This window comes from Streptomyces actuosus (genome assembly GCF_016921115.1).
Lineage (GTDB): Bacteria > Actinomycetota > Actinomycetes > Streptomycetales > Streptomycetaceae > Streptomyces > Streptomyces actuosus_A.
The window spans coordinates 1-23,813 of record NZ_JAFFZS010000040.1 but is presented as its reverse complement, the minus strand read 5'-3'; the positions used below and the strand labels follow the sequence as shown (position 1 = coordinate 23,813).

Annotated in this window: 17 protein-coding genes and 3 pseudogenes; 8 read left to right on the top strand and 12 right to left on the bottom strand. The window is 69.2% G+C overall.

Features of this window, described 5'->3' with window-relative positions; all coding sequences use genetic code 11:
- Positions 1-191 precede the first annotated feature (191 nt).
- Positions 192-1,361 carry an NAD(P)/FAD-dependent oxidoreductase gene (locus JS756_RS31150; RefSeq protein WP_307791255.1) on the top strand — a complete coding sequence of 390 codons (1,170 nt, stop codon included), beginning with the start codon at positions 192-194 and terminating at the stop codon, positions 1,359-1,361.
- Positions 1,362-1,401: 40 nt separating this feature from the next.
- Positions 1,402-2,937 (top strand): L-piperidine-6-carboxylate dehydrogenase, encoded by a 1,536-nt coding sequence (gene amaB, locus JS756_RS31145; protein ID WP_205386616.1) that lies wholly within the window; start codon positions 1,402-1,404, stop codon positions 2,935-2,937.
- A gap of 180 nt (positions 2,938-3,117) precedes the next feature.
- On the opposite strand, the gene JS756_RS31140 is transcribed toward amaB (JS756_RS31145), so the two are convergent.
- Entirely contained in the window at positions 3,118-4,038 is a 921-nt protein-coding gene (locus JS756_RS31140) for a LysR family transcriptional regulator (RefSeq protein ID WP_205386615.1), read from the bottom strand.
- Positions 4,039-4,208: 170 nt separating this feature from the next.
- Here JS756_RS31140 and JS756_RS31135 point away from each other — a divergent pair, with 170 nt between their 5' ends.
- Positions 4,209-5,381: an NAD(P)/FAD-dependent oxidoreductase gene (locus tag JS756_RS31135; RefSeq protein WP_205386614.1), complete on the top strand. Its 1,173-nt coding sequence runs from the start codon at positions 4,209-4,211 to the stop codon at positions 5,379-5,381.
- 29 nt (positions 5,382-5,410) lie between these two features.
- Here the strand turns inward: JS756_RS31135 and JS756_RS31130 are convergent, their stop codons facing one another.
- Positions 5,411-5,668 carry a hypothetical protein gene (locus JS756_RS31130; RefSeq protein WP_205386613.1) on the bottom strand — a complete coding sequence of 86 codons (258 nt, stop codon included), beginning with the start codon at positions 5,666-5,668 and terminating at the stop codon, positions 5,411-5,413.
- A 164-nt stretch (positions 5,669-5,832) separates the two neighbouring features.
- Between JS756_RS31130 and amaB (JS756_RS31125) the strand changes: the two genes are divergently transcribed.
- Both amaB (JS756_RS31125) and JS756_RS31120 read left to right on the top strand, forming a co-directional pair.
- Positions 5,833-7,362 (top strand): L-piperidine-6-carboxylate dehydrogenase, encoded by a 1,530-nt coding sequence (gene amaB / locus JS756_RS31125; protein ID WP_205386612.1) that lies wholly within the window; start codon positions 5,833-5,835, stop codon positions 7,360-7,362.
- A gap of 82 nt (positions 7,363-7,444) precedes the next feature.
- Positions 7,445-7,840: pseudogene (locus tag JS756_RS31120) on the top strand (ISAzo13-like element transposase-related protein); the annotation flags it as partial.
- Positions 7,841-7,926: 86 nt separating this feature from the next.
- Here JS756_RS31120 and JS756_RS31115 read toward each other — a convergent pair.
- On the bottom strand, positions 7,927-8,178 hold the full coding sequence (locus JS756_RS31115) for a group II intron maturase-specific domain-containing protein (protein WP_307791254.1): 252 nt from the start codon (positions 8,176-8,178) through the stop codon (positions 7,927-7,929).
- 10 nt (positions 8,179-8,188) lie between these two features.
- On the opposite strand from JS756_RS31115, the pseudogene JS756_RS31110 reads away from it, so the two are divergent.
- Positions 8,189-8,941, top strand: a pseudogene (locus tag JS756_RS31110) (ISAzo13-like element transposase-related protein); the annotation flags it as partial.
- 14 nt (positions 8,942-8,955) lie between these two features.
- On the opposite strand, the gene JS756_RS31105 reads toward JS756_RS31110, so the two are convergent.
- A complete protein-coding gene (locus JS756_RS31105) occupies positions 8,956-11,859 on the bottom strand; it encodes an FAD-binding and (Fe-S)-binding domain-containing protein (protein WP_307791253.1) in 2,904 nt (967 codons plus the stop codon).
- A gap of 55 nt (positions 11,860-11,914) precedes the next feature.
- On the opposite strand from JS756_RS31105, the gene JS756_RS31100 reads away from it, so the two are divergent.
- Complete coding sequence (locus JS756_RS31100) at positions 11,915-12,640, top strand: GntR family transcriptional regulator (protein WP_205386609.1); 726 nt, start codon at positions 11,915-11,917, stop codon at positions 12,638-12,640.
- Positions 12,641-13,002: 362 nt separating this feature from the next.
- Here JS756_RS31100 and JS756_RS31095 read toward each other — a convergent pair whose 3' ends face one another.
- The 8 genes and pseudogenes from JS756_RS31095 to JS756_RS37930 form a co-directional block, all read right to left on the bottom strand.
- Complete coding sequence (locus tag JS756_RS31095; RefSeq protein ID WP_205386608.1) at positions 13,003-13,791, bottom strand: ABC transporter ATP-binding protein; 789 nt, start codon at positions 13,789-13,791, stop codon at positions 13,003-13,005.
- Between the two features lies 1 nt (position 13,792).
- Complete coding sequence (locus JS756_RS31090) at positions 13,793-15,652, bottom strand: branched-chain amino acid ABC transporter ATP-binding protein/permease (RefSeq protein WP_205386607.1); 1,860 nt, start codon at positions 15,650-15,652, stop codon at positions 13,793-13,795.
- A gap of 5 nt (positions 15,653-15,657) precedes the next feature.
- On the bottom strand, positions 15,658-16,569 hold the full coding sequence (locus tag JS756_RS31085; RefSeq protein WP_205386606.1) for a branched-chain amino acid ABC transporter permease: 912 nt from the start codon (positions 16,567-16,569) through the stop codon (positions 15,658-15,660).
- A gap of 9 nt (positions 16,570-16,578) precedes the next feature.
- A complete protein-coding gene (locus JS756_RS31080; RefSeq protein ID WP_205386605.1) occupies positions 16,579-17,763 on the bottom strand; it encodes a branched-chain amino acid ABC transporter substrate-binding protein in 1,185 nt (394 codons plus the stop codon).
- A 619-nt stretch (positions 17,764-18,382) separates the two neighbouring features.
- Positions 18,383-19,405 (bottom strand): ornithine cyclodeaminase family protein, encoded by a 1,023-nt coding sequence (locus tag JS756_RS31075; protein WP_205386604.1) that lies wholly within the window; start codon positions 19,403-19,405, stop codon positions 18,383-18,385.
- Positions 19,406-19,502: 97 nt separating this feature from the next.
- A complete protein-coding gene (locus JS756_RS31070; protein ID WP_205386603.1) occupies positions 19,503-20,732 on the bottom strand; it encodes a PucR family transcriptional regulator in 1,230 nt (409 codons plus the stop codon).
- Entirely contained in the window at positions 20,713-21,282 is a 570-nt protein-coding gene (locus JS756_RS37935) for a hypothetical protein (protein ID WP_307791252.1), read from the bottom strand. Before JS756_RS37935 ends, JS756_RS31070 begins: the two co-directional genes overlap by 20 nt.
- 202 nt (positions 21,283-21,484) lie before the next feature.
- Positions 21,485-21,640, bottom strand: a pseudogene (locus JS756_RS37930) (ISAs1 family transposase); the annotation flags it as partial.
- 492 nt (positions 21,641-22,132) lie between these two features.
- Here JS756_RS37930 and JS756_RS31060 point away from each other — a divergent pair.
- A complete protein-coding gene (locus tag JS756_RS31060; RefSeq protein ID WP_240204627.1) occupies positions 22,133-23,527 on the top strand; it encodes a DUF1214 domain-containing protein in 1,395 nt (464 codons plus the stop codon).
- The last annotated feature ends 286 nt before the right edge of the window (positions 23,528-23,813 follow it).

Below are 23,813 nucleotides of genomic sequence, written 5' to 3'. Positions count from 1 at the left end.
CAGGCTCCCGGCACTGGCAGACAGGTCGCCGACCTGCTCAAAAGCACTCCCGACGCGCGGCCCGGCGCAGTCGCCCCGCCACGCCACGCCAACGCACGACATCGGCCTGACCGGCCGACCGCCACACCTCGAACTGGTGGGCGACCCGGCAGCCGACCGGACATCCACCGCATCACGAACCGGAGGAACCCGTGACCACCACAGCACGCCACGTGCCGCCCGACACGGCCGACATCGTCATCATCGGAGGCGGCATCATGGGGCTCAGCGCTGCGTACCACCTCGCCGCGGCGGGCGTCGAACGAGTCGTACTGGTGGAGCGCGGTGCCCTCGGCGAGGGCTCGACCTGCAAGGCGGCCGGCGGGGTCAGGGCGTTGTTCTCCGACGAGATCAACATCAAGCTCGGGCTGCACAGCCTGGAGACCTTCGAGCGCTTCGGCGCCGAGTTCGGGCAGGAGATCGACCTCCACCAGGTTGGCTACCTCTTCCTCCTGGACGACGAGAAGGACCTGGACACCTTCGCCAGGAACGCCGAGTTGCAGAACGCCCTCGGCGTGCCGAGCCGCCTCATCGACGTGGCCGAGGCCAAACAACTCTCCCCGCTCATCGACACCGACGGCATGGTGGGCGCGCTGTACTCGCCCCGCGATGGTCACTGCACCCCGGAATCGGTGGTGCTCGGATACGCCACCGCCGCCCGCCGCGCAGGCGCCCGCATCGTCACCGGGTGCGCAGCCACCGGGATCGACGCGCACGACGAGGAGATCACGGCCGTGCACACCGAGCACGGCACCATCCGCACCGCCAACGTCATCTGTACCGCTGGCGCCTGGGCCAAGCAGGTCGGTGCGTGGGTGGGGGTGACGCTGCCCGTGGAGCCGCTGCGCCGGCAGGTCGTGATCACCGAACCGGTGCCTGGACTGGCCCCCGACACCCCGTTCACCATCGACTTCTCGACCTCCTTCTACTTCCACAACGAGGGCAAGGGCCTGCTCATGGGCATGTCCGAGCGCACCGACTCCTGGGGGTTCGACCTGACCCGTGATCCTGAGTGGCTCGCCGACCTCGCCGAGGTGATGGAGCGGCGCGTCCCCTCGCTCGGTGAAGTCGGCATCGCCAGCGGCTGGACGGGCCTGTACGAGATGACGCCCGATCACAACGCGGTGATCGGCCGCTCGGCGGAGGTGCCCGGTTTCCTGTACGCAACGGGCTTCTCCGGGCACGGGTTCCTCATGGGACCCGCGGTCGGCGAGGTGCTGCGCGATCTCTACACCGGCTCCAACCCCCTCGTGGACGTCAGCGCGCTGAGCGCGGACCGGTTCACGGGCACGGACGTGCGGCCCGAACTCAACATCGTCTAGACCTCTGTCCAGTACAACCCTCAAGGAAGCTGGTCCACCCATGACCCTCAACCGCATCCCCGGCCCCGACGTCCTCGGCGCCCAGGCACTGGACGCTGCCCGTCGCTGCGGCGTGGACGTGACCGCCATCGGCGGCGACGCCCGGCACCGCTCGCCGGTCAACGGTGGCTCGCTGGGCGGCGTCGCCTGGTGCGAGTCCGCCGGCCTCGACGAGGTAGTGGCCCGGTCCCAGGAGGCGTTCCTGGCCTGGCGCAAGATCCCCGCCCCGGCGCGCGGCGCCGTGGTCAAACGTTTCGGTGACCTGCTCACCGTGCACAAGTCCGACCTCGGCGAACTGATCAGCTTGGAAGCCGGAAAGATCACCTCAGAGGCGCTGGGCGAGGTGCAGGAGATGATCGACATCTGCGACTTCGCGGTCGGCCTCTCCCGCCAGCTCTACGGCCGCACCGCCGTCTCCGAGCGGCCAGGACACCGGCTGATGGAGACCTGGCACCCGCTGGGCGTGGTGGGCGTCATCAGCGCCTTCAACTTCCCGGCCGCAGTGTGGGCGTGGAACACCGCCATCGCCCTGGTCTGTGGCGACACAGTGGTGTGGAAGCCGTCCGAGCAGACGCCGCTGACCGCGTGGGCGAGTGCCGCGCTCCTCGACCGGGCGCTGACGGAGGCGGGCGCGCCGCGCGATGTCAGTCAGGTCGTGGTCGGTGGCCCGGCGGTGGGTGAGACTCTGGTGGATCACCGCGATGTGGCTCTGGTCAGCGCAACCGGATCGACCCGGATGGGCCGCGCCGTCGGCCCCCGGGTGGCGAACCGCTTCGGCCGCTCGTTGCTGGAACTGGGTGGCAACAACGCCGGCATCGTCGCCCCCTCGGCCGACCTGGACCTCGCCCTGCGCGGCATCGTCTTCGCGGCGGCCGGCACGGCCGGACAGCGCTGCACCACCATGCGCCGCGTCATCGCCCACCGCGACATCGCCGACGAACTCACTGAGCGGCTGGTCGAGGCGTACGGCCGGTTGCCGATCGGCAATCCGATGGCCGCGGGCACCCTGGTCGGCCCGCTGGTGAACAAGACCGCGTACGAGACGATGGTCGCGGCCGTCAAGCAGGCCACCGCCGAGGGCGGCACGATCGTTGCGGGCGGCCGCCGCGAACTGACGGGCGAGGCCCCGGACGCGTACTACGTCCAGCCGGCCATTGTGCGCATGCCGGCCCAGACGGATGTCGTCCGTGCGGAGACCTTCGCCCCGCTTCTGTACGTGCTGACCTACGACGACCTCGACGAGGCCATCGCGCTCAACAACGCTGTCCCACAAGGGCTGTCCTCGTCCCTCTTCACCCGCGACCAGGCGGAGGCGGAGATCTTTGTCTCCGACGAGGGCTCGGACTGCGGCATCGCCAACGTCAACATCGGCACCTCGGGTGCCGAGATCGGCGGCGCGTTCGGCGGCGAGAAGGAGACGGGCGGCGGCCGCGAGTCCGGCTCCGATGCATGGCGCGGGTACATGCGCCGCGCCACCAACACCGTCAACTACTCAGGTGAACTCCCTCTCGCGCAGGGGGTCGACTTCTCGATCTGACATCTCGGATCCCCACCCGCGTGTGGGCTGCCGCCGATCACCCGGGCTGCAGCCCACCTGCTGCGGGACGGCTGGGGCGGCTGGACATGACCACGTCGGCAACGCGGCAACGTTCATCCCGGAGGCCAGGGGGATCCTGCCCTGCCTCGCGCGATCAGGAGCGTGCTCCCCGCTCGCTGCTCACTCTTGGGCCGGGGCCGGTGAGTGCCGGCCCGCGGAGGCCCGCAGGACGTCGACCAGGGCTGCCACCGTCGGCCGGTGCTCGGCGAAGGAGCGGAACACCACCACGATGTGTCGCTCCATCGTCTCGTGGAGCTCCAGGACATCGAGGCTTGACCGACGCAGCCGGAGCATCAGATCCGTCACCGGGCTGACCCCGACGCCGGCCTCGACCAGGGCCAGGGTGGCAGCCGTGTCCGTCACCTCGTGCAGAACCTGTGGTTCGAAACCGGCCCGGCGGCAGGCGGTGAGCACGGCGCGGCCGTAGTAGCTGCCGACCGACGGCAGGATCCATCCCAGTTGTTTGGTGTCGGCGAGCGAGACTTTCGTCCGGCCGGGCATGGCTCCGGCGGGAACCGCGAGCGAGAAGCGTTCCCTGGACAGTTCCCTCACCCGCAGGGACGGATCTCGCGGGATGGGTACGTCCGGGTAGTCCAGCCCCAGCGCCAGGTCCACGCTGCCGCCGGCGACCGCGTCGTACACCTCGTCCACGTCCATGTCCCGGCTGCGCACGGTCACGCCCGGATGCAGCCCGCGCACCTGGCGCAGAGCAGGCGGCAGGATCTCGGCGGCGGCCGTGGCGAAGAGCCCGATCCGTAGCGTCCCGGAGACCTCGTTGCGGGTGCGCTCCAGCGCCTCAACGGCCTCGGCCTCTGTCGTGAGGATGCGCTCGGCGTGCAGTGCCAGGGTCGCCCCGGCGTCGGTGAGTTCCACGCGGCGCCCCACCCGCCGCAGCAGTTGCATACCGGTGGCCTTCTCCAGTGCGCTGATCTGCTGCGAGACCCCGCCGGGGGAGTATCCAAGGGCGTCTGCGACCGCAGTGATGGTGCCGCGCCTGGTCAGCTCTACCAGTGAACGCAGCTGCGCACTCGTCCATTCCATATAGGAATTCTAAAAGATCAGAAGCGTGAACCGTTGATAGACGTCAACGGTGGGGTTGCTGCACGATGACGCGCAGATAGCTGATCGGCGTCGCTCTGTACTGTCAACCCCGCCACTCTCGGAACCGGCTCGCTCGTCCGACGGGGTGGCCCCTGGAAGGGAGTGGTCTGTTGTCCTCCTCCGCCTTCCGTACCGTTCCGGCCACCGCCGATGTCGTGATCATCGGCGGCGGTGTGATGGGTGCGAGCACCGCTTTCCACCTCGCCGAGGCCGGGGTGAAGAACATCGTCGTCGTCGAGCGCGGCGAGCTGGGCTGCGGCAGCTCGGGCAAGCCGATCGGTGGCGTACGTGCCCAGTTCTCCGACCCGCTCAACATCGAACTGGGCCACCGCAGCCTGCGTGCCTACCAGAGGTTCCCCCACCGGCCCGGCGGCGACATCGAGCTCGACTCCGTCGGCTACCTCTTCCTGCTCGACAGCGAGCAGCAGGCAAGCAATTTCGAGGCCGGCGTCGAACTCCAGAACAGCCTGAACGTGCCGAGCCGCATGATCAGCCCCGATGACGCCCAGCGTCTGTGTCCCTACGTCAGCACCGATGGCCTCGTGGCCGCCGTGTACTCCCCGACGGACGGACACGCCCGCCCCGGACTGGTCATCCAGGGATATGCGCGTGCCGCGGCCCGGGCCGGTGTCACCATCGCCACCCATACCGCGGTCTTCGGCATCGACACGGTCGGAGACCGCATCACCGGCGTGCACACCGACCACGGCCGCATCGCATGCTCCACCGTGATCTGCGCAGCCGGGGCCTGGTCGGCACACATCGGTGACATGGTCGGCATCGGCCTCCCGGTCCGGCCCGTCAGACGGCAGCTGGCGTTCACCACGCCGCTCACGCCGCCCGCCCCGCGTATCCCGGTCACCATCGACTTCTCATCGTCCGCCTACTTCCACAACAGCGACGACGGTCTGCTGTTCGGCTTGGCCGACCCCGCCCAGAAGGACGGGTTCGACACCACCTGGACCCCAGAATGGCTGGAGCTGTTCCGTACCGCCGCCCGCTGCCGCGCCCCGGCCCTGGCCGACATGAAGACCGTCGGCGGCTGGGCGGGCCTGTACGAGGTCACGCCGGACCACAACGCGCTGATCGGCCGCTCCGGCGAGCTGCCGGGCTTCCTGTACGCCGCCGGATTCTCCGGTCACGGCTTCCTCCAGGCGCCCGCGGTCGGCGAGATCCTGCGCGACCTCTACTTGGAGCGCGAGCCGGCCACCGACATCTCCCCGCTCAGCGTCGACCGGTTCCGCCACGGCGCCGAGTTCCGCCCCGAAGTCCACGTGGTGTGAACCCCGATCGAGAGTCCGCTTCCAGGTGCTCACCTCCCTGCCCACCCAGGCCCGACCCCCGCTTCTTCGACGCCGACCTGCGCTCGCACGTGGAAGCCTTCCTCGCCGACCGCGAACTCGTCCACCCCGAGCTGCTCGACTTGGCCGACCGTGCCACCACCGAGCAGGAGTTCCCCCGGCAGGAGGCCGCGCGGTTCCTGCCGCTCGCCACGCAGGTATCCCGCCGCCGGAGTCTTCCAGCCCGACCTCAGCGGCGAGGGCGGCTGCGACAACGACCAGCAGGTCACCGCCTACGCCGCCACCTGGCTCTCCGGCGCCATCGGGCGTGACGTACTGGCCCCCCGCGCTCTTCAGACCCAGGAGCGGGCGAACTCCCTCGACCGGGTCGCTCACGAACCGGATCTCACCGACCCCCTCGGCTCGGCTGACCCTCACACTGACAAGGACCACCATGACCAGCACAGCACAGCCCATCACCGACGACCTGCGCACCAGCGCTCGCGCCGCTCTCCGGAACATCGGCGTCACTGTCCCGAAGGGCGGCGACCTCCACGCCCGCACGCCCCTCACCGGCGAGCGCCTCTTCGGACTGACGGCGGCCACCGAAGCCGACGCCGAAGAGGCCGTCGATGCCACCCGTGCGGCCTTCCTGACCTGGCGGACCACCCCGGCACCGCGTCGCGGCGAGCTCGTCCGCCGTCTCGGTGAGTTGCTGAGCGAACACAAGAGCGACCTGGCCGACCTTGTCACCATCGAGGCGGGCAAGATCCGTTCCGAGGCGCTCGGCGAGATCCAGGAGATGATCGACATCTGCGACTTCGCCGTCGGTCTGTCCCGTCAACTGTACGGCCGTACGATCGCCTCCGAACGCCCCGGCCACCGCTTGGCCGAGACCTGGCACCCACTCGGTGTGGTCGGTGTCATCTCCGCCTTCAACTTCCCTGCGGCCGTGTGGTCCTGGAACACCGCAGTAGCCCTCGTCTGCGGCGACACCGTGATCTGGAAACCCTCGGAACTCACGCCGTTGATCTCCCTGGCCTGCGACCACCTGCTCGCCCGGGCCGCCGACGAGGTCGGGGCATCCCGCGACGTACACCGCCTCCTACTCGGCGACCGCGTGGTCGGCGAGAGACTGGTCGACGACCCCCGCGTGGCTCTTGTCAGCGCCACCGGTTCCACTCGTATGGGCCGCGAGGTCGGCCCACGCGTCGCCGCGCGCTTCGGCCGCAGCCTGCTGGAACTCGGCGGCAACAACGCCGCGATCGTCGCCCCTTCCGCGGACTTGGACCTCGCGATCCAGGGCATCGTCTTCGCGGCGGCCGGCACGGCGGGCCAGCGCTGTACGACGCTGCGCCGCCTCATCATCCACCGCGACATCGCCGACACGCTCGTCGAACGGCTCACCGCCGCCTATGACAAGCTCCCCATCGGCAACCCGTTCGACGACACCACGCTGGTCGGCCCGCTCATCTCCATGACTGCGCTCGATGCCATGAACAGCGCCTTGGCGCGCGTCCAGGCCCAGGGCGGCAAGATCCTCGCGGGAGGCAAACGGCGTCTGTCCGAGGAAGCGCCTGCGGCAGCCTATGTCGAGCCGGTCCTTGTCCGCGTCGACGAACAGAGCGGTGTCGTACGGGAAGAGACCTTCGCCCCCATCCTGTACGTGCTCACCTATGACACCCTCGACGAGGCGATCGCCCTGCACAACGACGTTTCCCAGGGCCTGTCGTCCAGCATCTTCACCCGCGATCAGCAGGAAGCCGAGATCTTCCTCTCCGCAGCCGGCTCCGACTGCGGCATCGCCAATGTCAACGTCGGCACGTCCGGAGCCGAGATCGGCGGCGCCTTCGGAGGCGAGAAGGACACCGGCGGCGGCCGTGAGTCCGGCTCCGACGCTTGGAAGGCGTACATGCGCCCCGCCACCAACACCGTCAACTATTCCAGCGAACCCGCCCTCGCCCAGGGCGTCAGCTTCCTCTGATCAGACCGCTTGCTTCCTGGCGGTGAAGACCTCAAGAATCACAGGAAGCGGCGTGTTTCCCGTATCAGGGCAGGTCAGGGCACCCACACATACGGCAGGAGAGCCAAAAAAGGAGCTGGTCGGCAACTACAAGAACGCCGGCCGCGAATGGCATCTCGCCGGCGAGCCGACCACGGTGCACACCCACGACTTCCCCGACGCCGACCTGGGCAAGGCCATCCCGTACGGGATCTACGACCTGGCCGCCGATGCCGCCTGGGTCAACGTCACCGCTGGCTTCGCCGTGGAGCCGATCCGCCGGTGGTGGAACGGCTGCGGACGGGACTCCTACCCCGCCTCCGGGCGGTTGCTGATCACCGCGGACGCGGGCGGCTCCAACGGCTACCGCAGCCGGACCTGGAAGTTCCAGCTCGCCGCACTGGCCGTGGAGACCGGGCTGGAGATCACCGTGTGCCACATGCCGCCGGGCACATCGAAGGTCGGGGAGCCGGAGGGATTCGCGCCCTCCGGCTCCCACAGATCCGTACGTGACGATCTCTCGTCATACGGCTCTTGCCGTCCTGATCACCAGGCCAGGGAGGGGGAACTGGTCAACGTCCACTGCGCGAACATCCCCGGGCGGCGCTTGGCCGCCCGTTGGAAGGCCGCGATGGCCTTCCTCATCGCGCGAAACCGTCTGTACTTGTTGCGGAGCCAGCGCACCAGGTAGGCGTTGATGCGCATCAGGAGCGGATACAGGGCCGATCGGTAGAACCGGCCGTAGTACTGCATCCAACCCGCGACGATCGTATTGATCCGCTGCGCGAGTTCTTCCACGGTGAGGTTGACCCGCCGATGGAGCCGCCAGGAGCGGACCTCCTCGCCCAGTCGTTTGAGAGCGTCGCTGCTGACCGCCAGGAAGCTGACCAGCCACGAGGTTATCGTGAACAGCGTCGCGTCAACGACCACCCGAACCGGGCTGAAGGTCCGCGCCGAGCTCGACCGCGCCGCCTACGAGACCGGCGTCCGCGTCAGCGACGGGCAGATGGCCGCCCTATCCCTGGACAGGCGCACCTGGCACGGTGACTGGAACTACACCCTCCGCCCCGAGGAACACCGTCGCGACGGCATCCCCCCGATCCCGCCCCAGGATCTGCCCGGCCCAGGCCGGGCATGGCTGGTCCATCCGGCCCTGACGGGCATGCCGGACGAGCAGTGGAGCCAACTGGTCGCCGTGCTGAGCGCGGCACGCGAAGTCCAGCGGGAGGCAGAGCTTCGCCAACGACGCGGCGGCGACCGTCAGAAAGTGCCCGCGACCGGCCTCTACACCGGCCGACGCCCCGGCCTCACCCTGGTCGACCGGCTCCTCGCGACCGTCCTCTACGGACACCACGGACTTCCCCAAGTCGCAGCGGCCAGACTCTTCGCGGTCACCCCCGTGACCCTCAACCGAGCCATCAGCCAGACCCGGCGCCTCCTCGACGAAGCCGGCCACACCATCGAACGCGCCGACACCCGACTGGCAACGCTGGACGACCTCGTCGACCTCGCCACCCGTCACGGCATCACGCCACCATCAGAGATCAAGACAGCGAGTTGATTTCCGGCAAGCCCTTACCGTAACGAGCCGGGTTCGCCGTCGGAGCCGCCGGTGTGGGCAAGGTCGCCGCGGGCGGCGCCGCGCAGCAGCTGGGCCAGGTGGAATCCGGTGCGGTCGCGCAGGTCGGCGACCTGGGTGCGGCACGAGAAGCCGTCGGCCAGGAACACGGCATCCGGGCCGGCCCCGTCCAGTGCTGGCAGCAGCTGCTGCTCGGCGACCGCCACCGACACGTCGTAGTGGCCACGTTCGACGCCGAAGTTCCCGGCAAGCCCGCAGCAGCCGCCGAGCCGTCGCACTCGCGCGCCTGCGTCGGCGAGCAGCCGGGCCTCGGCGTCCCAGCCGCCGACGGCGTGCTGGTGGCAGTGCGGCTGGGCGACCACCTCCAGGCCAGTAAGGTCGGGCGGGGTCCAACCGCTGTCCGCGACGAGCAGTTCGGCGAGGGTGCGCATCGCGGCGGCCACCCGCCGGGCGGCGTCGGTGCCGAGCAGTTCCACGGCGTCGTGCCGGAGCGCGGCGGTGCAGGACGGCTCGATGCCCACCACGGGCACGTCCGCGCGGGCGACGTCGTCCAGGACGGCGACCGAGCGGGCGAGGCGGTGTCGGGCCTCGTCCAGCTGTCCGGTGGAGATCCAGGTCAGGCCGCAGCAGACCTCTTCGCTGGTGAGGGTGGGGGTGTAGCCGGCGTCGACGAGCACGGCGAGGACGTCCTCGGCGACCTTGGGGGCGAAGTGCTCGGTGAAGCTGTCGAGGAAGACCATGACGGGACGGCCATCGGTGTTCGCCGTGTCCGGCGGGTTTTTCCGGGCAACGGCGCGGGCGGTGGCGCGGGCGAAAGCGGGGACACCGCGCCGGGCGTCGACACCCGCACCGGCCAGAGCGATGTGCCGCAGCCCCGGCGTCCGCAGGAGAGCGTTGACCAGTCGGGGCGCCCGGGCGGCGAGCTTCGCCCACGTCGGGAGCCGCCCCAGAGTGTAGTGCGAGCGGGGCCGCGGGCGCCAGCGGTACTTCTGGTACAGGGCTTCGGCCTTGTACGCGGCCATGTCGATGCCGGTCGGGCAGTCGGAGGCGCAGCCCTTGCACCCCAGGCAGAGGTCCAGCGCATCGGCCACCGCAGGTGAGCGCCAGCCGCCGATCAGTTCGCCGTTGAGCATCTCCTGGAGTACATGGGCCCGGCCTCGGGTGGAGTCCTTCTCCTCGCGGGTGGCGGCGTAGGAGGGGCACATCACCGTGCCCGGTCCCCTCGCGACGGTGCGGCACTTGGCGACACCGGTGCAGCGGTGCACGGCGGCGGAGAAGTCGCCGTCGTCGGCGGGGTAGAGCAGGGCGGGCGGATGCTCGGGCGGCCGTGCCGTCGGCACGCGCAGATCCGCGTCAAGCGGGCGGGGGTCGATGAGCACACCCGGGTTGAGGATGCCGTCCGGGTCGAACACCGACTTGACCTCGGCGAAGAGGTCGAGCACGCGTCGCGAGTACACGCGCGGCAGCAGCTCGCTCCGGGCCCGGCCGTCACCGTGCTCGCCGGACAGAGTGCCGCCGTGCGCGGCGACCAGGTCGGCGGCATCGGTGAGAAAGCGACGGAAGGCCGCCGGGCCGTCGGGACGGTCGAGAGGGAAGTCCAGCCGCACGTGGATGCAGCCCTCGCCGAAATGGCCGAAGGGCATGGCGGTCAGGCCGTGCTCGGCCAGCAGGGCGTCGAAGGCACGCAGATAGCCTCCGAGTTCGGCGGGCGGCACGGCAGCGTCTTCCCACCCTGCCCAGGCGGGGCGGCCCGACGGCGCGCGGCCGGCGAGTCCCCCGCCGTCCTCACGGATTCGCCAGAGCGCGGCCTGCTCGGCGGGATCCGCGACGATGCGGTGCCGCAGCGCGCAGGCGCCGGCCGCCAGCTTCGCGGCGCGCTCCAGGAGCTCGGCGCGGTCGTCCCCGGCGAGTTCGACGAGCAGCCAGGCTGCGCCGCGCGGCAGGTCGGGGACGGCGGCTGGGCCCTTGCGCTCGCGGACCACGTCCACAATGCGGGAGTCGAGCCCTTCGCAGGCGATCGGTCGATACGTCAGGACGAGGGCGGTGGCCTCGCCGGCCGTGGCGATGTCGGGGTAGCCGAGCGCCACCAGCACGTGGTGGGCGGGGGAACGTACCAGTCGCACGGTCGCCTCGGTGACGATGCCGAGAGTGCCCTCGCTGCCGACCAGCATGCGGGTGAGGTCGAAATCGTTCTCGGGGAGGAGCTGGTGCAGGGCGTAGCCGGATATCTGACGGTGGAAGCGGCCGAGTTCGGTGCGGACCGGCTCCAGGGCGCGGGCGACGAGCGCCTTGAGTTCGCGCTGCTGGGTGGGGCAGCCGTCGGCAGTGTGCGTGTTGTCCAGGCGGCTGGTGCGCAGCACTTCGCCGGTGCCGGTGATCAGGGTGAGGGCTTCGACGTTCTCCGCGGTGCGGCCGTAGCCGAGGGCCCGGGACCCGCAGGCGTCGTTGCCGATCATTCCGCCGATGGTGCAGCGGGTGTGGGTCGAGGGGTCGGGGCCAAAGCGCAGTCCGTGCGGGGCGGCGGCGTGCTGCAGCGACGCGTGCACCACGCCGGGCCGGACGCGTGCGGTGCGGGCCTCGGGGTCGACGGCGAGAACAGCGTCGAGATGGCGGGAGAAGTCCAGCACGAGTCCGGGGCCGATGGCGTTGCCGGCGACAGAGGTACCGGCGCCGCGGGCGGTGACGCCGAGGCCGAGGACGCGGGCGGCATGGACAGCAGCGGCGACCTCGGCGTCGTCGCGGGGGAAGGCGACGGCGGCCGGCAGCACACGGTAGAGCGAGGCGTCGGAGGAGTAGGCGGCGCGGGTGGTGTCGTCGACGCGGACGTCGCGGAGCCCGGCGCGGAGAAGCCGGCGGTGCAGTGCAGCACCGGTGGGATGGGAAGGTCGCGGGTTAGTCACACGTAACATGCTACATGTGACCCATCGCGGATGCCTTCTCCCGTAGGATGGCGCCATGCCCGACACCCTGCGCACCGAGGAACGGATCAGCACACGCCGTACGCTCACCGATGAGGTCATGGAGAAGGTGCAGCAGATGGTGCGCTGCGGCGAACTGCGCGCGGGCAAGCTGTACTCGGTGTACCAGTTGGCCGAGGCGCTGGGCATCTCCCGCTCACCGGTTCGCGACGGACTGCTGAAGCTGGAGGCGGCCGGGCTGGTCGGCTTCGAGCGCAACCGGGGCTTCCGCGTCACCGTGCCCTCTGCCCGGCAGATCGTGGAGATCTTCGCCATCCGCCTGGCCCTGGAGCCACCGGCCGTGGCCAGGGTCGCCGCCCACCGCGACCCGGCGGTGGCAGGGCGGCTCCGGCAGACGATGGCAGCCATGGAGAAGGCGGCGGCTTCATTGGACGAACCCTCGTTCTGGGCCCACGACCAGGATTTCCACAACACGATCCTCACCGCTGCGGGCAACAGCCAGGCGGCCACCGTCGTCCGCGACCTCCGGGAGAGGACCCGCCTCATCGGACCGGGCACCACGACGGCGGCCCGCTCGCTGCCCGCCGTCGCCGCGGAACACCGCCCGGTACTCGACGCCATTGCGGCAGGTGACGGGGTGACGGCGAGCGCCCGAATGCGGGCCCACCTGGAAGCCACGGGACGACTCCTGTCGGCCCAGACCGCGGCCGTCCCCTCGGACGACCCAGGCGTCGACGCCCTCTGGAGAGACATCGTCGGATGACCCCGCGGCCACGACAGCCGGGCGCACGGTGGGGCTCCTGTCCGCTGCCGGCGCGGTTCGAGGGGGGCGTCCGTCGACCGGGGTGAACGCCCCTGAGGGCTGGCCGGAGGGGATGCGGCTGATCGTGCGCCGTGTCAGGTTCTCCCGCCGGCACCTGAGGAGGCTGACCGCGTTCGAGAAGAAGACCGGCTGGGGCGACTGCGTCACCGCCACCGGCATCCGCCGCATGCGGGGCATCGCCGGCTCCGGCCACGCCCGGTTCCTGGACGTGCCCATCAACTCGCCTGCCAACAACGGGACACGCCATCGGCGGACGTACCTGACCAAGTTCTGCCAGGCACGCCCGCCGGTGTCCGCGGCGGTCAGGAACCGTCGGCGCCCTTCCCGCCGTTGTCAGAGGTGCTGGCGACCGGGCCCCTTGGCGACGGTTCCGCCGGGGCGCCGCCCAGGTAGGCGGCCTTCACCCGTGGGTCGTCGGCCAGCTCGGCCGCCGGGCCCTCCAGCGCGACCCGCCCGGTCTCCAGCACATACCCCCGGTCGGCGAGCCGCAGCGCTTGGCGGGCGTTCTGCTCGACGAGCAGCACGGCTGTGCCCTGCTCCCGGATCCGCCGCACGATCTTGAAGATGTTGCGGGTGAACAGCGGGGACAGGCCGAGCGAGGGTTCGTCCAGGGCGAGGAACCGCGGTGCGTTCATCAGGGCCCTGCCGATCGCGAGCATCTGCTGCTCGCCACCGGACAGCGTGCCCGCGAGCTGGCCCTGCCGCTCGGCCAGGCGCGGGAACAGCTCGTACACCTGCCGACGCCGTTCCGCCAGTGCCGCGGGTTCCTTGCGGGACTGGTAGCCGCCCATCGTCAGGTTGCCGTCGACCTCCAGCGCGGCGAACACCCGGCGCCCTTCGGGGACGTGGCCGAAGCCCATGCCCACGATGTCGTGCGCCCTGCGGCGGGTGATGTCCTGACCGTCGAGGAGGACCGTGCCCGCCTTCGCCCGGTGCAGGCCGGTGAGGGTGCGCAGCAGCGTCGTCTTGCCAGCGCCATTCGCGCCGAGGATCGCCACGATCTCCCCGGGTTCGACCCGCAGAGAGACCCCTGACAAGGCCTCGATCGCGCCATAGGAGGCATCCAGACCGGTGACTTCGAGCAGTGCCATCTCACTGGCCCTTCGTGAGAGTCGGGGCGGTGGTGTCGTCCGGGCCAGCGCCGAGGTCGCCGTCGGCATCCTCGTCGCCCTCATCGTCTTCGTCCACGCCGAGGTATGCCTCGATCACCCTGGGGTCCTGCTGGACTTCGTACGGCGAACCCTCGGTGAGCTTGGCGCCGGTCTCGATGACGAGCACCCGCTCGCACAGGCCCATGACGAAGGCCATGTCGTGCTCGATGAGGACGACGGTGACACCCCGGTCCCGGATACGGCCGATGAGCTCCATGAGGTCGGCCTTCTCACTGGGGTTCATACCGGCTGCGGGCTCGTCCAGCAGCAGCACCAGCGGGTTGCTCGCCAGCGCGCGTGCGATGTCCAGACGGCGCTGGTCACCGTAGGACAGTTCGCGGGCGAACCGGGTGGCCTTGTCGGACAGACCCACGAAGTCCAGCCAGTAGCGGGCCTGCCGTCCGGCGCGCTGTTCCTCCCTGCGCTGGGCCGGCAGGCGCAGCAGCGAGGTCAGCACGCCGCTGTTCATCCTGGCTGTCATGCCGACGAGCACGTTCTCGACGACGCTCATGTCCGAGAACAGGCGCGCGCCCTGGAAGGTGCGGGCCATGCCGCGCTGTACGACCTGGTGAGGGTGTCGGCCGATCAGCGACTCACCGCCGAGGACGACCTTCCCGGCCGTGGGCCGCACCACACCGGTCACGCAGTTGAACACGGTGGTCTTGCCGGCGCCGTTGGGCCCGATGACGCCGAGGACCTCGCCGCGCCCGACGGTGATGTCCACATCGTTCAGCGCCAGCAGGCCACCGAACCGCATCGTCAGACCGCGTACCTCGAGCAGCGGTTCCCCGGGCGCCACCCCGACTTCGGGCAGCGGCGGTTCCTCCGCGGACTGTGCGAGCCGTGCCCCACGTCTGGTGCGCGCCGGCCACAGGCCCAGCGGCCGGACGAACATCAGCACGATGAGGACCACTGCGAACAGGAAGATCCGCCACTCGTCACCGATGCTCCGCAGTACTTCGGGCGTGCCCTGGACGACGAGCGCGCCGAGGAACACCCCGACGAGGCTGCCGCGTCCGCCGATCAGGACCACCAGCAGGATGAGCACCGAGGTGAGGAAAGTGAAGCTGGTGGGGCTGACGATGCCGATGTAGGTGGCGAAGAAGGCCCCGGCCACGCCCGCGATCACGCCGCCGACGACATAGGCGAGCGCCTTGACCCGGATGGACGGCACACCCACCGCCTCGGCGACCCGCTCGTCCTCGCGGACGCTCTCCCACGAGCGGCCGATCTTCGAGCGGGTGAGGCTGGTGGCGCCCAGCCCCACGACGAGGGCGATCACGAGCACGAGGTAGTACATGCTCTGTGTGCCGGCCAACTCGTAGCCGAAGAGCACGGGGCGGAAGGGGAGGATGACGCCGTCCGGCCCACCGGTGAACTCAAGGTTGTTGGCGGTCACCCGCACGATCTCGCCGAAGCCCAGGGTGACGATCGCCAGGTAGTCGCTGCGCAGTCGGAGTGTCGGGTAGCCGATGAGGTAGCCGCCGATGGCGGCGACGAGCATCGCGATCGGCAGTGTGAGCCACCAGTTGACGCCGTAGTTGCCGACGAGGATCGCGGTGGTGTAGCCGCCCACGGCGAAGAACGCCGAGTAGCCGAGGTCCAGCAGGCCCGCGTAGCCGACCACGACATTGATGCCGAGGCCGAGAACGACGTACAGCAGCACCTTGACGCCGACGTCCGTCCAGTACTCGTCCGCGATGCTGGGAAAGGCGAGCAGAACGACGGCGAACACGGCAAGAGAGGGGATCTTCACCCGTGCCGAGTCGAGCAGCCCGGTGAGTCCGCTGATTCCGCGCATGTCTGTCACACCCTTTCCGCGACGCGCTCGCCGAGGATCCCGCTCGGCCGTATGACGAGTACGCCGATGAGCACGCCGAAGACGACCACGTCGGTCCACCGCCCGGCCACGTAGCCGGTGGCGTAGGACTCCAGCAGTCCGATGAGGAAACCGCCCACCATGGCTCCGGGAATGTTGCCGATGCCGCCGAGCACGGCGGCGGTGAAGGCGCGCAGGCCGAGCAGGAAACCCATCAGGAAGTTGACCTGGGGGTAGTACAGGGCGTACATGGTGCCGGCCGTGCCGGCGAGCCCGGCACCGATGATGAACGTCATCATGATCGTGCGTTCGACGTTCACTCCCATCAACCGCGCGGCGTCCTGGTCCATGGCGAGGACGCGCATGGCGGTCCCGGTGAACGTGCGCGTGACATAGAGGTACAGGCCGATCATCAACGCCAGGCTGACGGCGATGACGCCCAGTTGCGCGTACGTCAGCCGCACGCCGTCGGTCAGCCCGATCGCGTGCTCGGCGGAGAGGAAACCGATGTGCGGAACGCTCCTGAAGCCGGTTCCCTGCGACAGCGCCGTCCCGTACTCGACGGCGAGCGAGAGTCCGAGCGCGGAGACGAGCAGCGACAGCTTCGGGGCCTTGACGAGGGGGAGGTAGACGATGCGGGCGGAGACGCCGCCGAGTGCGGCGGCCGCCGCCGTGGCCGCAACGAGCGCGACCACGACAACCAGGCCGGACGGCAGACCGCTGCCCGTCAACAGGCTGAGCACGCCCGTGGCGAGGAAGGCTCCCACCATGAAGAAGTCGCCATGGGCGAAGTTGAGGAGCCGGATGATGCCGTACACCATCGTGTAGCCCAGTGCGACCAGCGCGTAGAACGCTCCGACCGTCAGGCCGTTGAGGGTGTACTGAAGGAAGTCGTTCACGGTGTCGGTTCAGCCCTTCGCGTCGACCCAGTTGCCCGACTCGTCGAGCTTCTTGCCGGGAACGAAGGCGCCGCCCTCGACGACCGCGGTCACATAGATCGGATGCACACGGTCGCCCTTCTCGTCGAAGTTGATCGGGCCGGTGACGCCGGCGTAGTCCTTCGTGGCGTGCAGTGCTTCGGTGATCTTCTCCGAATCCGCTGATGCGGCCCGCGCGATGGCGTCCGCCAGCACGTTGACCGCGTCGTACTCGTACGGCGCGTACGGTCCGGGTTCGGTGCCGTACTCCCTCTCGTAGGCGGACACGAAGTCGGCGGTCGACTTGATGAAGTCCGGCAGCGGCGCGGTCGTGGTCGTGAATCCCTCGGCGGCCCTGCCGGCGGTCTTGATGACGGTCGGGTCCTGGTTGGCGTCACCGCCGATGATCGGGACGTCGATGCCCAGTTCGTGGGCCTGCTTGAGCAGCAGCCCTGCGTCGGCGTAGTAGCCGGTGAAGTAGATCGCCTGGGGCTTGGTGCTCTTGGCCTTGGTCAGGAAGGAGGTGAAGTCCTTGGCGCCGGGGGTGATGGCGTCGTAGAACACGGTCTTCGCGCCGAGCTTCTTGACGGTGTCCTTGGTGGCCTCGGCGAGGCCCTTCGAGTAGGCCGTGTTGTCGTGGATGACGGCGACGCTGTCCGCCTTCAGGTACTCCACCATGTATCTGGCGGCGAACTCCGACTGCTTGTCGTCGCGGCCGATGGTGCGGAAGACATGCTTCAGACCCCGTTCGGTGATCTCCACATTGGTCGAGGCGTCGGCGATGAAGGGAACGCCGGCCCTGTCGGTGATCATCGTCTCGGGGATGACGGCGCCCGAGCAGTAGCCGCCCGCGACGGCCACGACCTTCTGCGTCAGCAGCTTCCGCATCGCGGCGGTGCCGGTCTGCGCGTCGCAGGCGTCGTCGACCTGGACGATCTCGACCTTCCGGCCGTCGAGGAGACCTTCCTTGTTGATCTTCTTCACCGCAAGCTTGGCGGCGTTGACGATGTCCGTGCCGGCTGCCGCGGAGTCACCCGACAGCGGGGCGCTCACTCCGATCCTGATCGGTCCGCTGCCGTCGTCACCCCCCGACGAGCCGTTGCCGCCGCAGGCGGAAAGCAGCGCGACACTGGTCAGCGCGATGCCCGTTCCAAGGCGTCTGGTCAGATTTTCCATTTTTCACTCCTGTTGAATGTCCCGACCGCGAGCACGGCTCCACGGAGCTGATACTCGCCAACCCGGAAAATGAATGTGTTGGAGTATGACGACTGCGTTTAATTCAGAACTATCCTGGCTAAATTGCCATGTGCGCCTGCAGGGCGAACCCCCCGGAATTCCCATTGCACATATCGTTCAACAGATCTGCGCCTGCTGCGTGTCAATCTCCGGGAGCGGCAGCAACGCCATCCGACCAGGGTCGCCCTCACAAAGCGCAGTAGTACGGCAGTTTTGACTGCAGAGGAAAAGGAATTCTCCGTCATCAGAGTCTTCACATCGCAGAGTCCGCCTCAATCCGTTCCCGGCACTGGGAAGGGCACCGAGCCGGGTGGTATCCATGGACGCTGCCAGGGCAGCGGCGGTGATGAGCGCAATCCGATGTTGGGGTCGCCAGCTCGCCCAAGTAGATCCACTGGAGGTCTTGGGCGCTTCCGGCGAGGACGGCGTGGGCGGGGAGTGGGTGATAGTTCCTTCGGTGGTGTCTCGCGCGGGTTCTGGTGGTTTGGTGGTTCGGATCGCGTTGGCGCTCTACGCCTCTCCACCACCGTCGATCACCCGGATCCGCTGCGAATGGAGATCACAGGGGCAGCCGCACCCCGACGCCGCGCCCGAGCGCACGGTGCATGATCGCGTGGCCCACCGCGATGTCGCAGACGGCCATGCCGATGTTGCTGTTGACGATGATCTCTTCGGCCCTCTCACGGCCGGGCTTCACCCCGGCCAGCACCTCACCGGTCTCGGCCGCAACCTCCGGCAAGCCATCAGGGAAGTACCCCATCGACGCGAACAGTTGGTGTTCCTCGATGCTGTCGACGATGTACTTGTCAGCGCGCCGGGCGGTGCGGGGATCCCAGAAGGTGTTCAGGTCGCACGGCAGGATGGTCTGGCCGGCGGTGACCCACTCGTCCTTCACCACCGCGAGCGGGTCCCGCAGGATGACCGTCGCGGAGCTGAGCACCTCTGCGCTCTTGGTGACCGCCTCGGGCGACTCGCCCAAAATGATACGCAGATCCAGTTCCGGCTGAAGCATGGCGATCAAGGCATCCGCGGCGGCCTTGTTGGTGTCGTAGACGTAGACGTTCTTCAGCCTGGGCAGCGCCACGGCCGCGTAGCGGACATGCTCTATTCCCTGCACGCCGCAACCGAACATCCCGAAGGTGGTGGCGTCGGGGTGCAGCGCCGCGGCGGCCAGAACCGTCACCGCGGGGGTACGCATCGCGGTCAGCCAGGCCGAGTCCATCACAGCCACCGGCACACCGGTGTCCACGTCGTTGAGCACGAGCAGCCCCGTGGTCTGCGGAAGATCGAACCTCTGCGGGTTGTCCGGGTAGCACTCGATCCACTTCATGCCCACGATGCCCGGCCCTGGCAGGTAGGCCGGCATGGCGTGGTAGAAGACGTTGTCGTACGGGTGGACACCGATCTTGGCCGGCATCTCGTAACGGCGATGCCCGTGCTCGACCAGGGCCTGGCGGGTCAGCTCCAGGATGTCCTCCCGCGTCAGTGCCAGGCGTTCGACATCCTGTCGGGTCAGATAGAGCAGCTCCGAGCCGATCTTCAGCTGGTCTGCGACACACTGTCGGTCAGTGGGGACGGTCATGAGGCTCCTTCGACTCTCGTCCTCACCCCGGCGGCGAGCGCCGTCCGGGGTGCTGGGAAGTCTCCGACGGACCGGCCCCTGCCGGCTTCGCCACGTGTTAGGAACTCCCCCGGCGCTCTTCCTCTCCTCGTAGGAAAGCCGGGATGCCGCTGTCGAGGAGGCGCTGCAGTTTCAGCCCCAGGTGCAAGGTCAACCGGTCACGGCCGTTCTTCAGGTCCCACCCGGTCCTGTTCTCCACCTGGGCCAGCCGGTAGTAGAGCGTCGTGCGGTGGATCATCAGCCGCTCGGACGCGGTCGAGGTGTCGCCAGCGGCGTCCAGGAACACCTCTGCGGTGCGGGCCAGGGAATCCGTACGTCCATGGGCGCTGAGGTCAGCGATCTCCGGCGGTACGACGATTTCGGGAGAATCCACCGCAGCAAGCATGAGCGGGCCGTAGACGCCGGTATCCCGCCAGGACAACACCGGGGCGAACTCCGGCAACTCGGCAGCGGCGAACACGGCCAGCACAGCCTGACGCAACAGGTCGGGAGCTCGATCAAGTCGGCCGACGTTGCTCAACCCGACGAAGACACCACTCCCCGTGCCTCTCTCCTGCGCTCTCCTCCGGACCGCCTCGGCCAACCGCGCCGCTTCGCGTTCCAGCTTGTTTCGGCCGGCGACGAGGACGACACCGTGATCCTCCACCACACTGGCAAGTGCTCGGACGGCCGGCTCCTGGCGGCCGCCCCGACCGGTCGCCTCGGCGATCGACTCCGCAACCACCTCGGGGTCCGTGGTCGCGTCAGCCACGATGACCACGATCTCGTCTTCGGCGCCGACGAGCCCCTGGCTGACCATGTCCCCTGCGGCACGAGCGGAGCCCTCGGCACCACGCAGGAGCTCGGCCGCCAACGCCCGGCGCTGCCTCTCCTCCCCGGCCACCTGCAGCGACCGTTCCCGCAGCCGGCCCGACAACTGGACCACGCACTCCCTGACCACCTCGTCGAAGCGCTCCGCGTGATCACCGATCAGCCACACGTAGCCGAGCAGCCGCCCATGATCGCGGATGGGATAACACCGTCGGGCCTTGAGCCCGAGAGAGGGGCTGGCAGGAATCGACAGGGGCTTGTCAGAGGTGGCGATGCCGAAGCTGTTGAGGTACTCGGCGACGGGGGCCGGCAACCGCCGGGAGAGCACCACCTCGATACGGAGCTTGTCCTCGTCGCCGAAGTGACGGCTGCACGCGACGAGGCTGCCGCGCTCGTCGTCCAGGGCGACCGACTGATGGATCCGCGTGGCGAGCGAGTCGACCAGCTGCTGGATCGCGTCAACGTATGGCAAGATCACTGCGACTCCTGCGGCCGATGAGCTTCGTATACAGTTTCAATGCATCCTTCAAATCTACTGGCTGCGGCTCGTTGAGGTGACGCGGGTACGTCGACGCCCGAGTGGCACAACTCATGGGCCACCTGGCGGACGTCAGCCCGGTCGCCGGGGACGCCTGCGAAGCAGCGCCGCTGGAAGCCGCCGACGCCCTCACCTGCGACCTCGTCGTCGCCACCACCGGAGACGACGCAGACAGCCCGTCGTCAGCCTGCTCGTCAAACGGCAGTTCTCCGTACCCCACGTGGTCGCCGGGCTTGCGGCGGTGGTGGACCCGGATGGCGAGGTGGGCGTGGGGGAAAGCGATGCCGCCGAGGTTGTCGGCGATGGCGCAGGTCTTGATCGAGCGGGACTCTCGGCGGCCGTGGGCGGTGGCGGAGGCGGTGCGCTGGACCTTGATCGAGGCCCAGGGCAGGACGGCGAGCTGGGCGTAGGCCGTGGGCTGGTTGGTCTTGATGACGGCGATGTAGGGGGCCTTCTTCGTCTCGACCAGCCAGGTGATGTTGGCCTTCACCGAGTGGAGGGCATCGAAGGCGACGGCGCGGCGCGGCCTGGCGGGCCGAGCCCTTGTGGGCCTTGCCGTCCACGGCGATGACCTGCCGCGATCGGGCCTCGGACATGTCCGCGGACGCGGTGATGCGGTGCCGGTCGGCCAGGTGGGCGCCAACGGCCTGGTCCAGGGCGTCGCCGTCAAGTGCCTGAAGGACGCGTCCGAGAGTGACCGGCTTGGGGCTGCACCGCCGGCCGAGTAGGTGACGGTGTGCCCTGGGGGATGCCGGCAGCGAGTTCGCGGCCCGCTCGCCGAACTCGGCGAGCTCGTCGATGCTCTTCGCGCCGCAGACGGCCGCGCAGGCACACACCAGCAAGATCGCCGTCGGCGAGTACCACCGGCACCGGCGTGAGCGCGGATCCGGAACCGATTCAAGGTAGGACGCAGGTCAGCGATCCGGTCCGCATCCAGCGGCCCAGCTTCTCCAGCACGGCAGGGCTGGGGGAAGGTGCAACAGCAGGCACGGGACGTCCTCGTGATCATCTGGCTTCGACACCACAATGATCCCGAACCCCCGTGCCTGCTCTGCTACCCGCCCCTACCGGCTGAACGCCGACCCTCCACACAGCCACGGAACTTGACGGAGCCTAACCGCGAAGGCGCGGCTTCTGCTGATCGTTTCGCCGCGGGGACCGACCGACGAATTCTTGACATGCCGTCAGTAATGAACCCCTCGCCGGTGCCGCCACCGGCAGACTGTCCCCGTACCCGCCGGTCCGACGCGGGTACCGATCGCGGACCGGGGAGAGGCTCGCCCGGGCCACCGGTCCGGCGGCCGAAGCGGCGACACTCCCGAAGGGAACTCTGGCAGTCCATGCTGCACCTCACGACGCGCACCCGACGGAAATGGCTGACGGCGCTCCTGACCCTCGGCATGCTCCTCGGCGCCTCCCCCGCTCAGGCGGACACCACCCAGCGCCAGTCCGACGCATACTGCGTGTCCCGGTCCTACATCGAGCGGTTCTATCCGCGCTGGTTCAGCTACGAACAGACCCGTCTGCTCGGCGGGGGCAACGTGCTCTTCGGGCCCGACCGGGTGACCCCGCTGTACGGCGCGGTCGTCGCGATCAACGTCGATACCCTGTACGCCAGCGCGGTCGTCGAGCCGACCCGCCGGCCGGTGATCCTGACCGTCCCGGAGACCTCCGTCTCCTACTCCCTGCTGACCGCTACTCCCTTCGGGGACGTCTTCGACTCGGGCATCCCTGCGGGCAAGGCGGGCACCTATGCGATCACCGCGCCGGACTGGCACGGCAAGCTCCCCCGCGGGACCACCCGGATCACCGTCCCGTACTCCCAGTCCTACTGGATCTTCCGGGCCGACAAGTACGCCGGCGACGGCCAGGACATGACCGCGGAAGCCGAAGAATTCCGGCGCAACCTGCACATGGCGACCCTGTCCGACTACCGGACCGACTCGGAGTCCGGACCTACGAAGATCCTGCCCGAGGCGCTGTTCGCCATCCGGTACAAGGTGATCGCCGACGGTCTGGTCGGCCACGTGCCGATCTCCTTCCTGCGCCAGCTGCAGACCGCCGTGCACGACCCGGGCACGCCTCCGCTGACCGGTGAGGACAGGGCGGTGGCCGCGAGGTTCGACCGGCTCTTCGGTGACGGCAGGAACCTGTCGCCGGAGCAGCGTGACCAGTTCGCCCGCGGGGCCCAGGACGGCCACGCCCGGATCCTCGACAACTACCTCGACCACACCGGTGACACCAACTGGATCAACTTCCGCAACATCGGGAACTGGGCTCCCTCGGCCTACCTGGACCGTTCCTCGATCGCCGAGTTCCTCCAGTGGGGCAACGGCTATCCCACCGCCGCCTACTGGCACGCCTTCAAGGACCGTTCCGGCGCCGCTCTCGACGGGGCCGAGCACGGCTACGTGCTGACCTTCCCAGCCGAGGCGCTCCCGGAGGTCAGCAGGTTCTGGTCGCTCACGGCGTACACCCCTGAGGCAGTCACCCTCATCCCGAACGAGGCCGACACGTACGCCGTGGCGAGCTATACCCCGGGGTTGGAGTGGAACAAGGACGGATCGCTGTCGATCTACCTGTCCCGCACTCGGCCGCAGGGAGTGAACCCGGCGAACTGGTTGCCCGTCGGTGACGGCCCGTTCGACATCATGCTCCGCGCGTACGGCCCGCAGGGTGCCGCGCTGGACGGCAGCTATGTCCCGCCCGCCGTCGACGTGCTTCCGGCCGGCTGATCCATCAGCCGCCCGCCCGGTTGCGGACCGGGCGGGCGGCGGCCACGTCGCGGAGGGCGAACGGCGGGACGGCCCCGCCGCTGGTCGCGTACGCGTGTCCGCCGCGAGGCCGCGACCGCCGGGCCGGCCGACGGCGAGCACCCTTTGGGCCCGCAGCTCGACTCCGTTGCTCAATTCTCTGCGAGGGACGCTGTGTTGGCGGCATGATCGCTTCCGCGGCTGGTAGCCCGTCGAGTGGCCGCGGGGGTGGAATCGATGTCTCTGCAGTCCAAGGGCCTGCCCGCGG

Bases quoted from the DNA above. Each gene is read 5' to 3' on its own strand.
- JS756_RS31080 (WP_205386605.1), bottom strand. From the start codon at position 17,763: ATGGAAAATCTGACCAGACGCCTTGGAACGGGCATCGCGCTGACCAGT.
- JS756_RS31100 (WP_205386609.1), top strand. From the start codon at position 11,915: ATGCCCGACACCCTGCGCACCGAGGAACGGATCAGCACACGCCGTACG.
- JS756_RS31095 (WP_205386608.1), bottom strand. From the start codon at position 13,791: ATGGCACTGCTCGAAGTCACCGGTCTGGATGCCTCCTATGGCGCGATC.
- JS756_RS31060 (WP_240204627.1), top strand. From the start codon at position 22,133: ATGCTGCACCTCACGACGCGCACCCGACGGAAATGGCTGACGGCGCTC.
- JS756_RS31075 (WP_205386604.1), bottom strand. From the start codon at position 19,405: ATGACCGTCCCCACTGACCGACAGTGTGTCGCAGACCAGCTGAAGATC.
- JS756_RS31090 (WP_205386607.1), bottom strand. From the start codon at position 15,652: ATGCGCGGAATCAGCGGACTCACCGGGCTGCTCGACTCGGCACGGGTG.
- JS756_RS31140 (WP_205386615.1), bottom strand. From the start codon at position 4,038: ATGGAATGGACGAGTGCGCAGCTGCGTTCACTGGTAGAGCTGACCAGG.
- amaB (WP_205386612.1), top strand. From the start codon at position 5,833: ATGACCAGCACAGCACAGCCCATCACCGACGACCTGCGCACCAGCGCT.
- amaB (WP_205386616.1), top strand. From the start codon at position 1,402: ATGACCCTCAACCGCATCCCCGGCCCCGACGTCCTCGGCGCCCAGGCA.